12 protein-coding genes and 1 tRNA gene are annotated in these 13,589 nt (G+C 66.6%); 5 read left to right on the top strand and 8 right to left on the bottom strand.

The window, feature by feature from the left end; translation table 11 throughout:
* Positions 1-304: 304 nt before the first annotated feature.
* Both NA12_RS12120 and NA12_RS12125 read left to right on the top strand, forming a co-directional pair.
* On the top strand, positions 305-2,356 hold the full coding sequence (locus NA12_RS12120; protein WP_067449370.1) for a CocE/NonD family hydrolase: 2,052 nt from the start codon (positions 305-307) through the stop codon (positions 2,354-2,356).
* A gap of 211 nt (positions 2,357-2,567) precedes the next feature.
* A complete protein-coding gene (locus NA12_RS12125) occupies positions 2,568-3,869 on the top strand; it encodes an alpha/beta hydrolase (RefSeq protein WP_067449372.1) in 1,302 nt (433 codons plus the stop codon).
* 84 nt (positions 3,870-3,953) lie between these two features.
* Here the strand turns inward: NA12_RS12125 and NA12_RS12130 are convergent, their stop codons facing one another.
* Positions 3,954-4,790: an SDR family NAD(P)-dependent oxidoreductase gene (locus NA12_RS12130; RefSeq protein ID WP_067449374.1), complete on the bottom strand. Its 837-nt coding sequence runs from the start codon at positions 4,788-4,790 to the stop codon at positions 3,954-3,956.
* A gap of 106 nt (positions 4,791-4,896) precedes the next feature.
* On the opposite strand from NA12_RS12130, the gene NA12_RS12135 reads away from it, so the two are divergent.
* Entirely contained in the window at positions 4,897-5,469 is a 573-nt protein-coding gene (locus NA12_RS12135) for a CGNR zinc finger domain-containing protein (protein WP_243654702.1), read from the top strand.
* A 373-nt stretch (positions 5,470-5,842) separates the two neighbouring features.
* Here the strand turns inward: NA12_RS12135 and NA12_RS12145 are convergent, their stop codons facing one another.
* Positions 5,843-6,682 carry a LysR family transcriptional regulator gene (locus tag NA12_RS12145; protein ID WP_067449529.1) on the bottom strand — a complete coding sequence of 280 codons (840 nt, stop codon included), beginning with the start codon at positions 6,680-6,682 and terminating at the stop codon, positions 5,843-5,845.
* Positions 6,683-6,822: 140 nt separating this feature from the next.
* Here NA12_RS12145 and NA12_RS12150 point away from each other — a divergent pair, with 140 nt between their 5' ends.
* Positions 6,823-7,656, top strand: a complete 834-nt coding sequence (locus tag NA12_RS12150) for an SGNH/GDSL hydrolase family protein (RefSeq protein ID WP_067449378.1) — start codon at positions 6,823-6,825, stop codon at positions 7,654-7,656.
* The gene (locus tag NA12_RS12155) at positions 7,653-8,504 is read left to right on the top strand and encodes an NmrA family NAD(P)-binding protein (RefSeq protein ID WP_067449380.1); all 852 of its coding nucleotides are present in this window, start codon (positions 7,653-7,655) and stop codon (positions 8,502-8,504) included. Before NA12_RS12150 ends, NA12_RS12155 begins: the two co-directional genes overlap by 4 nt.
* A gap of 126 nt (positions 8,505-8,630) precedes the next feature.
* Here NA12_RS12155 and NA12_RS12160 read toward each other — a convergent pair.
* From NA12_RS12160 to crcB (NA12_RS12185), 6 genes are all read right to left on the bottom strand, one after another.
* Positions 8,631-8,703, bottom strand: a tRNA-Ala gene (locus tag NA12_RS12160).
* A 180-nt stretch (positions 8,704-8,883) separates the two neighbouring features.
* Complete coding sequence (locus tag NA12_RS12165) at positions 8,884-9,624, bottom strand: DsbA family protein (protein WP_067449382.1); 741 nt, start codon at positions 9,622-9,624, stop codon at positions 8,884-8,886.
* A 65-nt stretch (positions 9,625-9,689) separates the two neighbouring features.
* The gene (locus tag NA12_RS12170; protein ID WP_067449383.1) at positions 9,690-11,021 is read right to left on the bottom strand and encodes an MFS transporter; all 1,332 of its coding nucleotides are present in this window, start codon (positions 11,019-11,021) and stop codon (positions 9,690-9,692) included.
* Entirely contained in the window at positions 11,018-12,655 is a 1,638-nt protein-coding gene (gene pgm / locus NA12_RS12175; RefSeq protein WP_067449530.1) for a phosphoglucomutase (alpha-D-glucose-1,6-bisphosphate-dependent), read from the bottom strand. The genes NA12_RS12170 and pgm overlap by 4 nt, the downstream gene beginning before the upstream one ends.
* Before the next feature lie 47 nt (positions 12,656-12,702).
* Positions 12,703-13,065 (bottom strand): fluoride efflux transporter CrcB, encoded by a 363-nt coding sequence (gene crcB / locus NA12_RS12180; RefSeq protein ID WP_067449531.1) that lies wholly within the window; start codon positions 13,063-13,065, stop codon positions 12,703-12,705.
* 64 nt (positions 13,066-13,129) lie between these two features.
* Positions 13,130-13,546, bottom strand: a complete 417-nt coding sequence (crcB, locus tag NA12_RS12185; protein ID WP_067449532.1) for a fluoride efflux transporter CrcB — start codon at positions 13,544-13,546, stop codon at positions 13,130-13,132.
* Positions 13,547-13,589: the final 43 nt, after the last annotated feature.

Raw genomic sequence — 13,589 nt, forward strand, 5'->3', positions numbered from 1 at the left:
CGCCTTTCGGGTGGGCACCCGTGGCAACCGGTACCCGGTGTCGGCGAACCAGGCTCGGGAGCCCCGTTCGTGCGGCCCCTGCTACGCGACGGGCCGATCATCAGGGTAATGACATTCTCTATTTACGCGAATGGGTTAACCAGCATTCTGGACAGTAGCCGATCAATGTGGCGAGTACACGGACTGTCCTTGCTGGAATTTTCCGTATATGTTGACGGTCATTCTGAACATGACGGGCAGAACGGGCTTCCTTACCGAACGGTAGGTTTGGTCGTTCTCCCGCCAGAGAGGTGAATGACATCCGATGAAATACGCGTTGCGTACGACGGTGGCAGCGATGGCCACTGTCGTGCTCGTCCCCTTCCTCAATTCCGGCGCCGCCGCGACGCCTGCGCCCACCGGCCCCGACGGCGGTGCGGCGGGAGCGTCCTGGGTGGCGACCCAGGACGCCGCGCAGCAGTACCCGAAGGTGTTCATCGAGTGGGACGTTCCGATCACGATGAGTGACGGCACCGTGCTGAAGAGCAACGTCTATCGGCCCGCCGACGCCTCCGGCCGCCCGATCGAGACCCGCACGCCGACGGTTGTCAACCTGACCCCGTACACCAAGTTGGTCTCCAACCTCGCCGACCACGCGAGTGCCGTGCCCGGCCTGTCCGACACGCTGATCGACGCGCTGCGCCGCTTCGACCTCTCCGGCACCCCGCTGTCCGGCGTCACCGACCTGACCAAGGCGTTCGGCGGCGGCGAACTGCGCAACTTCTCCGTGGACCGCCAGCTGATCACGAGCGGCTACACCCAGGTCGTCGTCGACGTCCGCGGCACCGGCTTCTCCCAGGGCGAATGGAACCTGCTGCGGGACCGCGAACAGCAGGACACCGTCGAGGTCATCGACTGGGCCGCGACTCAGCCCTGGTCCGACGGCAACATCGGTATGAGCGGCATCTCCTACTCGGCGATCAACCAGGTGCAGGCGGCCGCCAGACAGCCCGCCGCGCTCAAGGCGATCTTCCCGATCGTCCCCGGCAGCGACCTGATCAACGACGTGCTCGCGCCCGGCGGCGGCTTCGGCTTCAACTTCATCCCGCTGTGGCTGACCGCGGTCAATGCCCTCAAGTGGCTCCCGGACGCGCAGGCCATCGCCAACGGTCAGTTCGACCGGCAGTGGCTCGCCGATCGCGCCGCCTCTCCGCTGACGTTCATGGACGTCTTCCTCAACGCCTACACCTCGACCCGCTTCGAGGACGCCGACCCGCGTCTGAAGGATTTGCTCAGCGCGAGCAGTCCGGCGCGTCAGGAGTACCTGGCTGATCCGAGCGCCATCCGGGTGCCGACGTTCGTGGTCGGCGGCTGGCACGACCTGTTCACCTACTCCGAATCCAAGATCTACAACCAGATCCCGCTACCCTCGGGCCAGAAACAGCTGCTCATGGGCAACACCTACCACCTGAACTCGGGCAACGAGTACGGCAAGCCGGGGCTGCCCCCGCGCCTGGACGTGCTCCAGCGCGCCTGGTTCGACAAGTGGCTCAAGGGCATCGACAACGGCATCGACGGCTTCGGGCCGGTCACCGTGCGTCAGCAGGGCGGCGGCTGGGTCACCGCCAACGGCTTCGGCGACAGCGCCACGGGTGCCGATCGGGCCACCCACCGCCGGATGTACCTGTCCGCGGCGTCCAGCGGCACCGCGGCGAGCCTGCACGACGGCTCGCTGCGACCCGATCCCGTCGCCGACGGCGACCGGCTGACCGTCGCCCCCGGCGTGAGCACGGTGTGCTCCAACGACGCGGCCCAGGGCACCGCCGGCGCGCTCTCGATCATCGACGGCTGCGCCAAGGACTCCCGCATCGCCGAGACCAACGCGCTGACCTTCACCAGCGCCCCCGTGGCCACGAAGACGGCGATCTCGGGTCCGATCGCGGTGCGGCTCAACACCGTCCAGGACGCCGAGGACGGCTACTGGACGGTGACGGTCAACGATGTCGCCCCCGACGGGCGGTCCTCGGTGCTGACCTCGGGGCAGCTCATGGCCTCGCTGCGGCAGGTGGACGACGCCAACAGCACCCGCTCGGCCAACGGTGACTACACCGACCCCCGGCCGTTCACCTCGCTGGACCTGCGGCAGCCGACGGTCCCCGGTGAGGCGACCACCCTCGACATCACCCTGTCCGCCACCGAGGCGGTGCTGGAGCCGGGGCACCGGTTGCGAGTGGACGTGTTCGCGGGCAACTTCCCGAAGGGTCTGCCGGTGCTGGCGATGCTCGTCGACACCGGTCTGCGTCCCCAGCACGTGCAGTTGGACCCGAACCGGCCGAGTTTCGTGAACGTACCGCTGCGGGGCGACCCGGGCTGGTGATCCCGCGAATCCGACAGGATCGGTAGATGGCCTGACCGAGGCCCGGTGCGCGCACCGGGCCTCGGTCTCTTTTCAGCGCGGTGCGGCTGATTCTCACCACCGGGCAGACCATCGGACCATTCGATGGTGCGACCACGACCGTCGATATCAGCTTCGAAGAAGAAGTTCCGTAGTATCGGTTTGTCGTTCACAGGTGAGTACCGAGGGTCGGATGTCCAGTTTTCCCGAGTCGTCCCTGGTATCGGGTCCGCTGCCCTGGGTCGTGACCGGTCTCGGGGGCTTCGGCTTGCTGGTGTTGATCGGCGCGCGCCCGATTGCCGGGAGACTGGTACTGGCCTGCTGTGGCGGCGCGACAGCGACTGTGATGTCGGGATATCTGGTGGTGGAGCGGTGGTGGCGCCCGTTCCCGGATCCGGTGCCACGCACGGTGTACGCGTGGGCGGGAATCGCGATATGGGCGTTCGGTCTGTTGCTGGTCCAGCTTCGGCGCTCTCGCGGCTGGCGCGGCCGACTCGGCGGTGGAATCGCGATCGTCACGGTTCTGGCCATGGTGGCGGTACAGGTCAACCTGGTGTTCGCCGCCTACCCCACCGTGGAGGACGCGTTCGGTATCAGCAAAGGCAACCGGATCTCCTACGCCCTACTCCCGGGACCACGAGCACAGGTGGTGACCGGTTCTCCCTTGACGACAGCATGGCAGGCCCCGCCCGGGTTACTCGCCCACGGGCGGGTCCTTCGCGCGGCGATCCCCGGCACTCAGTCCGGGTTCGACGCACGTGCGGCCGAAATCTATGTCCCTCCCGCCTATTTCACCGACCCGAGGCCGCTGCTCCCGGTGTTGGTGCTGCTGTCGGGGCAGCCCGGTAGCCCGATCGATTGGTTCCACGGGGGCAGGCTGGCCGCCACGATGGATGCTTTCGCCGCGACCCATCACGGCCTCTCACCGGTCACAGTCGTCGCCGACGCCACCGGCGGCACGTGGCGTAACCCGCTGTGCATGGACTCTCGCCTGGGCAACGTCTCCACCTACCTGGCCGTCGACGTTCCGGCATGGATAACCCGGCAGTTGCAGGTGGACCCGAACAAGCAGCGTTGGGCGATCGGTGGAATGTCCTACGGTGGCACCTGCGCACTGCAGATGGCAACCAACCATCCACAGATCTACCCCACCTTCATGGACCTCTCCGGCGACCCCGAACCGACCCTGGGCGACCGTGCCCACACCATCGACGCCGCCTACGGCGGCGACACCGCCGCCTTCGACCGGGTCAGCCCGGAGAGGTTGTTGCGTACTCGTCGCTACCCCGGCACCGCGGGAATATTCGTCGTAGGCACCGATGATCAGCCCGGACTGCAGGCGCAGCGGACCGTGGCCGCAGCCGCCCAGACCGCCGGTATGAGTATCAAGACCCGTGAACTGCCAGGCGGACATAGCTGGTCGGTGTGGTCGGTCGGGCTGCGGATCGCGATGGACTGGCTGGCCCGCCGGTTGGAACTGATCGGCGGACAGTAAGACCGCCTCACCACGCCTACCGGGCGCGGCTTGCGATTCGAGCAAGCCGCCGCCCGACCTGACCCCATCCGCTACGACTCGAGTTCAGGCGTCGACTTTCTCGGTGACCGAGGCCCATTCGTCGAGGTTCGCGACACGGGCGGTGAGCGCCGCCCGCATATTGTCGGCCCCTGCCACACCCAAGGCGAGCCGCCGTGGCGGATTGTGGCTGAACACCGCAGTGCGGATACCGGCCGCGACACGGTCGACGGCGGAGAAAGCCGACGCGGGCAGCCCTTGAATCGTTTGCTGCACAGCGCGAACCGTTTGGTCGTAGTCGACATGAGCTGTCGTGGCGACATCGAGATTGCCCAGAAACGCCGTCGCGGTCAGCCCGGGCTGAACGAGTGTCACCGAGATGCCGAGCGGAGCCACCTCGGTCGCGAGCGAGTCCGAGAGTCCTTCGATGGCGTATTTCGTCGCGGCGAGCAGGCCGACGCCGGGGTCCGCGGTCTGACCGTAGTAGGACGAGCCCTGCAGAATGTGGCCCGCCCGCTGACCTCGCAGCACGGGCAACGTCGCGCGTAGCACGTTCAGTACACCGAAAACATTGGTGTCGAAGATCGCTCGCGCTCGAGCGTCATCCACCTCCTCCACTGCGCCGAACAGTCCATACCCCGCATTGTTCGCCACGACGTCGATGCGACCGAAGCGCTCGACCGTCCGTTCGACCGCGCTCAGCACCGCCGCCTCATCCCGCACATCCGCGTCGATCGTGAGTAACCGATCGGATTCGCCCAGGTCATCGAGAGGGCTTGCGTCTCGGGCGAGCGCCGCCACCACCTCACCCACCTCGAGCGCTTGGCGCACGAGTTCGCGCCCGATTCCGGAGGAAGCTCCGGTGATGAACCATACGGGAACCGTGTTGGTCGAAATTGTCATGTTGTGAGCGTAATCGTTTAGAACGCAACATGTCGAGGTGTTCTCTGAAAAAAGTTGCTACCGAATGAGCGATGGACTTGTCGGGTTGTACTGTGAAGGAGTGGACGTGACGCATGGTTCATCGAGATGGAGTCGCGACGCGACCGAGTTGGTGCTGCAGTTCGTCAACACGCGCGCCAACGGGGCGGGTCGCGTCGAGACCCTCGGTACGGCAGCGGAATTCGCCGAATGGGCGATGAAACACGGCTTGCTCGACGGCGGCGTGGTGGTGACGGATTCGGACGCGGCGGCCGCCCGCGAACTTCGCGACGCGCTGGTGACAGTTCTGCTGGCTCACGCCGGCGACAATGATGTCTCCGACGCCCGGATCATCGAGGCAGAGAAGTACCTGGCCCACACCGGTGTCCGGTACCCGCTCGCAACAGTCATCACCGCCGAATCGGCACATCTCATCGCAGGTTCCACGGGCATCCCCGGTGTCTTGGGAACCGTTCTGGCCGCGGTGACCGAGGCGGCGCACAGCGGCGAGTGGCCACGTATCAAGGCATGCTGTAACCCGCCGTGCCACTTCGGCTTCGTCGATCGAACCCGAAACCGAGCTGCCCGCTATTGCAGCCCTGGATGCGGCTCACAGGTATCCATGCGCGCCCTTCGTCAACGTCGGAAACAGACGGGCTGATCAGGAGGCGAGCGATGAAGTGTTCTGTTCAGCCGCGTCCAACCCCCGAATAAGCAAGATGAGACCGACGAGGCCTCAGAGGCGGCGCGGTTGCGAGCGGCAGTGCCGACCGCCAGGACCATCATTTCCGGTCTCTACCGGAAAGGCGCTACGCCCGGCGGACTCATTCTGATGGCGAGCACTGCCCGGATCGAGGGAAACCGCGAAACCGTCCTGGACAAGCTCACCTACAGCACTCCCACAGACATCATCGTCCGGGGCCGACTGCCCTCCGAATCCTGACTCATTGGCAGAGAACACAAAAGACCCGATTCGAAAACCAGGCCTGATCTGTTCGGTACAAGATCAGAACACCAGCCACATGATCAAATTTTCAGAGCCGTGTTGCGGTGCGGACGAAGTCGGCAAGCGCCTGGGACGTGCTCTGCGGGGGCCAGGCGACGACGGTCGTGACAGTTGGCGCGTCGGAGATCGGCACCGACGCGTGCCCGTCACGGAGTTGGGATCGCAGTGACTCGGGCACGACAGCGCAGGCCAGTCCGAGCGAGATCAGTTGGAGCAGTTGGGTGTGGTCGCGGACTTGCGGGCCGGGGCCGTCGGGGTAGCTGCCATCGGGTTCCGGCCAGCGCGGTAGGGGCAGGTCATGCAACGCCTCGACCTCGGCCATTGCCAGGTGGGGTCGGCCGGCGAGTGGATGACCGGCGGGCAGGACCAGCACCTGTTGTTCGGTGTGCAGGTCCTCGGTGTCCAGTCCGGCCGTCTCGTCGTATGGCCGGTGAAGCAGAGCAACGTCGGCATGCCCGGTGCGCAGCAGGGTTTCCGGCTGGCCCGGCCCACCCAGCGTCACCTCGATCGCGACGGCGCCCGGTTCAGCGGCGTAGGCGTCGAGGATTTTCGACAGCAGTTCGCCGGATGCTCCGGCTTTGGCGGCGAGCACCAAGGTGGGTCGGTTGGCGGCAGCTCGGAGGGTGCGGGACTCGGCGGCTTCGACCGCGTCGAGCGCGAGCCGGGCCTCCCGCAGCAGCACTGCTCCGGCCCCGGTCAACGTGACGGCGCGAGCAGTGCGATGCAATAGCACGACCCCGAGCCGTCGTTCGAGCTGCTGGATCGCCCGCGACAACGGTGGCTGCGCCATCATGAGCCGCTGTGCCGCCCGCCCGAAATGCAGCTCCTCGGCGACGGCGACGAAGTATCGCAACTCGCGTGTCTCCATCAACGCATCGTATCCGTCGCTGACCGGTATCAATACCCGTGCGGTATCGCCGGACACTGGATCGGTCTTGGACGGCTCACCTCGTCCGACCACAGGATGAAGGAAATCCGATCGAGTAGAACCAAGGACGCGAACCACCCATGTCGAACGAACAAGTGCAGTGGCTGTTGAAGGTCATCCAACCCGAGCGGACCCTGGCCTCTCTCCCCGGAGCAGCGAGCCTGGATCCGATAGCTCATGCCGAGCTCCTCGGCATCCCGACCGAGGTCTACACAGCCGAACTCGACCGCATGCGCGAAGAGGCCTCCGCAGCGGCGGACGAATTGCTGGCGGATCCGGCCGTAGCCACGATGGTCGACCAACTTCCCCTGCGGGAAGGCGCGAAAGTCGTGGCATTCGGTGACAGTTTGACCTCCGACCCCCAGTCGTGGGCGGTGATTCTGCGGGAGGTGCTGGCCAAGCGCCGAGGCGACGACAAGATCTCACTGACCATCAACGCCGTCGCGGGCGAGAGCACCACACACGGTCTGGTGCGCATCGCGGACACCATCGACGCCCAGCCCGACTGGGTCCTCTTCCTATTCGGCACCAACGACGCCCGCACCCAGGGGCCGCACCCCACAAAGACTTTCGTCCACCACGAGGAGACCCAGCGCAACATCGCGGAACTGCGTCACCGCATCTCCAGCGAGACCTCGGCAACAGCCATCTGGGTCACTCCGCCCGCGGTGGATGAGTCGATGGTGGCGAACCACTGGGGCCTCGCGCGATTCGGAGTTCGGTACCGAAATCAGGACTTGGAGCGAGTCGCCACTATCGTCCGCGACAGCGGCGCCCCCGTGTTCGACGTATTCGATGCGCTGGGGGCTCCGCCTGCTTCCGATCTGCTCATGGGAGACGGACTGCATCTCACGGTGGAAGGCCAGAAGCGAATGGCACTCGAAGTGATCCGGGGCTGGAGCAACCTCACGTGAAGTGCCTCGTCTTCGGCGCCACCGGCACTGTCGGCTCCCGGGTAGCTCACCATCTGATAGCGGCCGGCTCCCGCCCATCCGTCTTCGTGCGTGACGCGATCAAGGCGCGAGAGATGTTCGGCGATCAGGTCGATATTCATATCGGAGACCTCGAGGCGCCGGGGTTCACGCTGCCCGCCGCCCTCGACGGTGTGGACGGAATCTTCCTCCTGACGGACGGACCGAACCTCCATGAACACGATCGAGCGATCTCCGCGGCTGCCTACCAGGCCGGCGTCGCGCACATCGTCAAGCTCTCGACGCTGGATGTTCTCACTGGGATCGGCACCGGGCCTTGGCATGCGGCGGGCGAGCTGGCCATCAGAGAAAGCGGAGTCCCGTTCACGTTCATTCAGGCCGCCGGCTTCATGTCCAACGCACTGGGCTGGTCGCACCTGATCCGGAACGAGGGCATCCTGCGTTTCTCCACGGGCGAGGGCAAGATCGCATTCATCCATCCGAGCGATATCGCTGCCGTCGCGGCGACCGCTCTGCTCACGCGTGAGAACGACGGCCGAGCCCTGGTGATAACGGGCCCCGAAGCGCTGTCGTACCGGGAAATGGCGGCCACGATCGGCCGGACGATCGGCAAGTCCATCGACGTCGAGGAAATATCTGACCAACAGGCGCGCGCAAACGCTGTCAGATGGGCTGGGGAAGGACCTTACGTCGATGCCCTCGTGGACATCTGGCGCGCTGTGCGCCAAGGCCGCCTCGACACGGTGACCGACGGGGTTCGACAGGCCATCGGGCGGGAACCGATCTCCTTCGCTCAGTGGGCATCCGAGAACGCAGCGTCGTTCGAGTAGCACGCCGCATCGCCGCTCACCTCGCCACAGTCGGCGACCGAACAGAAGTTCAGAAACCAAAACGGGAGGTAACGCGAGGCCCGACACCAAAAAGCACGGCAGACCCGGTCTGCCGTGCTTTTTCTGTGGAGCTAAGGGGACTCGAACCCCTGACCCCCACACTGCCAGTGTGGTGCGCTACCAGCTGCGCCATAGCCCCGTGTTCAGTTGTTTCAGCGGCTCTCGCTGCTGCCTGAATGAAGTTACACCATCCGTCTGAGCGAGAACAAATCGGCTGGTAGACGGCGAAAAAGCGGGGTTACGGGCGGGGGCGCAGTGGCCCGTGAGGCGGGAAGGATCGGGTGTTCAGGACTAGAATGTGCCGAACCTCACGCGGGGCTCAGGGGGCCAGGTTCACTACCCAGTTCTCGTCTTGCCAGTTGATCTTGGTGGTGCCGTCGTAGATCGACGGCGTGGCGGACTTGTTGCCGGTGCGGGCGTCGAGGTCGGCGAGGTTCTTCGCGGCGGCGGCCTTGGCGGCTTCGGACTGGGTGCTGTTGTTGATGCAGGCGGCGACCGATTCCGGGGCGCCGGATTCGGTGGCGATGGTGGCCAGGGCGGGGTTGCTCAGGTCGGAGCCGCCTTCGGCGGGCTGCTTCTTCGTGAACAGGGTTTCGTGGAACTTGCTGTAGGTGGGGCCCGAACCCGCTTGGGCGACACAGAGATTCGCGGCCGTCGCGCGGGTGGAGTAGTCCTTGCTCTTGGACTGGGGGTCGAGGAAGGTGACGAGGTGGTAGTTCACCGCGAGCTTGCCTTCGTCGATCTTCTGGGCCAACTCCTGGCCGTAGGCGGTTTCCATCGCGCCGCACGCGGGGCAGATGGGGTCTTCGAAAATGTCGACCGTCTCGGTAGCGTCGGGGCGTCCGAGGCGGATGACCCCCTCGGGGGTGACGCTGACCTGCACAGCGGCCTCGCGGACCGGCCCGTAGCCATCGTTGCGGGTGGCGGGCGGCGGCTCCGCGCTCCACTTGTAGACGGCGAACACGATCAACCCGATGAGAACGACCGCCACCGCGGCCAGCGCGTAGGTGGTGTTGCTGGAAACGGGGCGCGGATTGTGCGAAGAACCGGCTGTGCTCACCCGTCCACTCTGCCTCGAGTCGTCGGCGGCGCGCCGCCCGGGCAGGCCGACATTGCGCTGACCTGCTACTGCGGCCGGTGGTAATCGCTGGGTCGACCGGCGGGAACCATGCCGTCACGGACCACCGGCTTACCGTCGGGGCTGCCGTCGCAGGCGCATTGTGGGTCGATGCCGTCGCCCGCGTGATCGGGGTGCTCCGGATCGTCGGGGTGCGCGATTCGCGAGGGCTCGGGGGTGAACACCCACACCACCGCCGACACCGCCAGCACCGCTCCGGTCACGGCCATGCCCACCCCGAACGAGGTGTGTTCGGCCAACCAGCCGATGACGATCGGGCCGAGCACGGTGCCCAGATCGGCCGACATCTGGAACGCGGCCAGCACCGGACCACCGCGGGCTCGCGACCCGATCACATCGGCCAGCGCCGCCTGCTGCACCGGACTGAACATCCCCGAACCAAGGCCCGCGATGAACGACGCGACGAAGAACCACGGCAGCGTCGGCGCGAACCCGAGCGCCCCGGTGCCGAGCGCGCAGATGACGGACCCGGCGATCAGGAACGGTTTTCGGCCGAGCCGGTCGGAGAGCCTGCCCGAGGCGAACAGCACGGCCGCGTTGCCCGCGGCGAACACCGTCAACGCGACACCGGCCATGCCGACTTCCTGATGCAGTGTTTCCACGACCAGCAACGGAACGAACGCCATCCGCACACCGAAAACCGCGATGCCACCGGCGAAACTCGACAGCAACACCGCCCGATAGGCGGGCTCGGCCCACCCCTGCCGGAACGTGAATTCGACAGGCTCGGCGCCGTTGCCGGGCGCGAGCACCGGCGATTCGCGCAGCCCGGCGAACACGATCACACACACCACGAGCAGCGCGGCCATGTAGATGACAAACGGCGCGCGCAGCCCGAAACCGGCCAGGCTACTGCCGGCCAACGGCCCGAGCAACGACCCGATCAGGAAACTGGTCGAGTAGACCCCCGACACCCGGCCGCGCGCGGCGGGCGGTGACACCCGGATGATCAGCGCCATCGACGACACGGTGAACATCGTGGACCCGATGCCGCCGAGCGAACGCAGCACCAGCAGTTGCCAATACGTCTGCGCCAGCGCGCACGCCCCGGTCGACAGCGCCACGATCATGATGCCCGCCAGGTAGACCCGTCGCTCCCCCAGCTTCTGCACGAGCCGACCGCTGGCGGGCGCGAACAGCAACCGCATCAACGCGAACGCGCTCACGATCGCCGACGCTGCCGCGATGCCGACCCCGAATTCGCGGGCGTACTGCGGTAGTACGGGCGCGACGAGGCCGAACCCGATCGCGATCACGAAAGCGGCCGCGATCAGGACCCAGATCTCGGCGGGTAGCCGGACTTTGGCGGGGGCGCTCACCCGCCCAGCGCCTGATTCACCATCTCCTCGGCGGCGGCCTGGACCTGGGTGAGATGTTCGGGACCGAGGAACGACTCGGCGTAGATCTTGTACTTGTCCTCGGTGCCGGAGGGACGTGCGGCGAACCAGGCGTTTTCCGTGGTCACCTTCAGCCCGCCCAGCGGCGCGCCGTTGCCGCGCGCGGTGGTGAGGATGCCGGTGATCTCCTCGCCCGCGATCTCGGTGCCGGTGACGGCCTCCGGCGTCAGGCTCGCGAGCTGGGCCTTCTGCTCGCTGGTGGCGGCGGCGTCGATGCGCGCGTAGGCGGGGCTGCCGTACTGGCGTTCCAGTTCGCCGTATCTGGCCGAGGGGGTCTGGCCGGTGACGGCGGCGATCTCGGCAGCGAGCAGGGCGAGCAGAATGCCGTCCTTGTCGGTGGTCCAGACGGTGCCGTCCATCCGCAGGAAGGACGCGCCCGCGCTCTCCTCGCCACCGAAAGCCAAACTGCCACTGAACAATCCGGGCACGAACCATTTGAATCCGACCGGCACCTCGTACACATCCCGCCCGAGGACACCGACCACGCGGTCGACCATGGACGAGGTGACGACGGTCTTGCCGATCTTGGTGAGCCCGTCCCACCACATCCGGTTCGCGACCAGGTATTCGATCGCGACGGCGAGGAAGTGGTTCGGGTTCATCAGGCCACCGTCGGGGGTGACGATGCCGTGCCGGTCGGCATCGGCGTCGTTGCCGGTGGAGATGTCGTAGTCGTCCTTGATCCCGACCAGGGCCGCCATGGCGTGGCGCGAGGACGGGTCCATCCGGATCTGACCGTCGCTGTCGAGGGTCATGAAACGCCAGGTGGGGTCGACGAACGGGTTGACCACCTCGAGCTCGAGATCGAAGCGCTGACCGATCTCCTCCCAGTAGTCCACGCTCGCGCCGCCCATCGGGTCGGCGCCCATCCGGATGCCCGCGCCGCGAATCGCGTCCAGGTTCAACGCGTTCGGCAGGTCGCCGACATACTGGTCGAGGTAGTCGTAGCGCTCGACGTGGGTGCTCATCGCCCGATCGAGCGAGACCCGTTTGACCCCGGCCAGGCCGCCGCGCAGCAGTTCGTTGGCACGGGCGGCGATGGCGTCGGTGGCTTTGGTGTCGGCGGGGCCGCCGTGCGGGGGGTTGTATTTGAAGCCGCCGTCGCGCGGGGGGTTGTGCGAGGGGGTGACCACGATGCCGTCGGCCTGGTGTTTGGTGCCGCCGCGATTGTGGTTCAGGACGGCGTGACTCAGGGCGGGCGTGGGAGTGTAGCGGCCGCGGGCGTCGATCACCGCGGTGACGTCGTTGCCCGCCAGGACCTCCAGCGCGGTGGTCCAGGCGGGTTCGGACAGGGCATGAGTGTCGCGCGCGAGGTAGACCGGGCCGGTGATGTCACGGGTGGCGCGGTATTCGACGATCGCCTGCGTCATCGCCATGACGTGGGCCTCGTTGAACGCGCTGTCCTCGCTGGACCCACGATGGCCCGAGGTGCCGAACACCACCTGCTGGCTCGGCTCGTCCGGATCGGGGACGAGGCTGTAATACGCGGTGACCAGGTGGGCGATATCCACCAGGTCGGTCGGGCGGGCGGGCCGTCCGGCGCGATCGTGGGCCATGGTGGGTGTTCCCTTCCGTGTCGGCTGCGCGCGGCTGGTCATGATGATCATGCGCACAACCACTGGGTCAGGGACGCGGCGGCATACACCGCGGCCAGGCTCGCCGCGACGCTGATCACGACATTGCCCACGGCGTACACGTAGGCGCCCTCGGTTATCAGACGGATCGTCTCGTAGCCGAATGTGCTGAACGTGGTCAGCGCACCACAGAAGCCGGTTGCCGCGAACGCCAGCAGCGCACTGCCCACACTCGCGCCGATCAAACCCCCGAGCAACGCCGAACCGACAATGTTAACGGTTAGCGTCCCCCACGGCAGCCCAGTCGGAAACCACGCCGACATCCGCCGGTCGATCAGGTACCGGGCGGGCGCCCCCAGCATGCCACCGGCCATCACCAGCGCCACCGTCATGGCGCGCCTCCCTCTGCGGGAGGCCACATCTCGACCATCGGATGGCCCCCTTCCGTCGTCGAATTCATGTGGACCCCCACCGCGCGACCCATCGGGTCGCGATCATGGCGACGGCCACGGCACCGAGTGCCGCGAGCACCGACAGGCCGAGGTAGGCGAGGGCCGTGCCCGTCGCGCCGGTGCCGATGAGTCTACGAATCTCGAGGCTATAGGTGGAGAAAGTCGTGAAGCCCCCCAGCACACCGATTCCCAGGAAGGGCCGCACCAGTTTCGGGGCTTCCCACAGTTCGGTGACCACGACCATCAGCACCCCGATCGCGAAGCAGCCGAGCACATTCACCGTCAATGTCGACCACGGGAACCGGCCGGGTTGGACCGGCCACCAGTGCCCGACGCCGAAACGGGCGGTGGCGCCGAGTCCGCCACCCACCGAGATCGCCGCGAGGACGGCCGGATCGAGCGCCGGGGGTCGCGATGCCATGCGTTCGCCTCCCGTTGGCCGATCCGTGTGGTGGTCGTCGTTC

This window comes from Nocardia alba NBRC 108234 (assembly GCF_001612665.1).
Taxonomy (GTDB): Bacteria; Actinomycetota; Actinomycetes; order Mycobacteriales; family Mycobacteriaceae; genus Nocardia; species Nocardia alba.

Coding starts and splice junctions, on each gene's coding strand:
- crcB (WP_067449532.1), bottom strand. CDS start 13,546: ATGGCATCGCGACCCCCGGCGCTCGATCCGGCCGTCCTCGCGGCGATC.
- crcB (WP_067449531.1), bottom strand. CDS start 13,065: ATGACGGTGGCGCTGGTGATGGCCGGTGGCATGCTGGGGGCGCCCGCC.
- pgm (WP_067449530.1), bottom strand. CDS start 12,655: ATGGCCCACGATCGCGCCGGACGGCCCGCCCGCCCGACCGACCTGGTG.
- NA12_RS12120 (WP_067449370.1), top strand. CDS start 305: ATGAAATACGCGTTGCGTACGACGGTGGCAGCGATGGCCACTGTCGTG.
- NA12_RS12125 (WP_067449372.1), top strand. CDS start 2,568: ATGTCCAGTTTTCCCGAGTCGTCCCTGGTATCGGGTCCGCTGCCCTGG.
- NA12_RS12130 (WP_067449374.1), bottom strand. CDS start 4,790: ATGACAATTTCGACCAACACGGTTCCCGTATGGTTCATCACCGGAGCT.
- NA12_RS12145 (WP_067449529.1), bottom strand. CDS start 6,682: ATGGAGACACGCGAGTTGCGATACTTCGTCGCCGTCGCCGAGGAGCTG.
- NA12_RS12150 (WP_067449378.1), top strand. CDS start 6,823: ATGTCGAACGAACAAGTGCAGTGGCTGTTGAAGGTCATCCAACCCGAG.